Raw genomic sequence first — 841 nt, forward strand, 5'->3', positions numbered from 1 at the left:
AGCGGGACGAGTTCGCCATCGGCCCGGACGACCGGGTGGCGCAGCTGACGGCGTTCTCCTTCGACGCGGTGCTGCGCGACGTGTTCCTTCCGCTGTCGACCGGCGCCTCGGTCGCGCTGCCGCCCGCGGGCATCCAGGACGACGCGCAGCGCCTGCTGACGTGGCTGGACGAGGAGCGGGTGACGGTGGTGCACACCACGCCCAGCGTCCTCGGCTCGCTGCTCGCGCTCGGTCCGGAGGCGGCGGGCGCGAAGCTGGCTGCCCTGCGTCTGGTGTGCCTGGCGGGAGAGCCGCTGCTGGACTCGACGGTGACCGCCTTCAGGTCCCAGTTCCCGGACTGCCGGGCCGAACTGGTGAACTTCTACGGCCCGACCGAGACCACCATGATCCGCAGCTTCCACCGGATTCCGGAGCTGCCGGCGGCGGGTGTGCAGCCGGTCGGCAGGCCGCTGCCCGACACCCGGATCACGGTGACCGGTCGCGGCGGCCGGCCCTGCGCGCCCGGCGAGCGCGGCGAGATCCTCATCGACACCGCCTTCGGCACCCTGGGTTACCTGGCCCCCGCCGAGCAGCCGGGCCGGCTGGCCGTCACGGGCGAGATCCGGCCCGACGCCCCGTACCGCACCGGGGACATCGCGGTATTGCGGGCCGACGGGACGATCGTGCCCGAGGGGCGCCGGGACGGGACGGTCAAGCTGCGCGGCGTGCGCGTGCACCCCTCCGAGATCGCCACCGCGGCGCTGACCTGCCCCGGTGTCGCCACCTGCCATGTCGAGGCGGTCAGCGACGACGGGCAGACCCGGCTGGTCGCCTTCTTCACCGACCGGGACGGCGGCCGGGT

Annotated in this window: 1 protein-coding gene; it reads left to right on the forward strand. The window is 74.3% G+C overall.

Translation table 11 applies throughout. The features are described from left to right. Nucleotides 1–841, forward strand: an 841-nt coding sequence (locus tag IE249_RS28680) for an AMP-binding protein (RefSeq protein WP_189709389.1), incomplete at both ends; no start/stop codon positions are given.

Origin of the sequence: Streptomyces anandii JCM 4720 (genome assembly GCF_014650655.1) — a bacterium.
In the GTDB taxonomy this organism is placed as follows: domain Bacteria; phylum Actinomycetota; class Actinomycetes; order Streptomycetales; family Streptomycetaceae; genus Streptomyces; species Streptomyces anandii.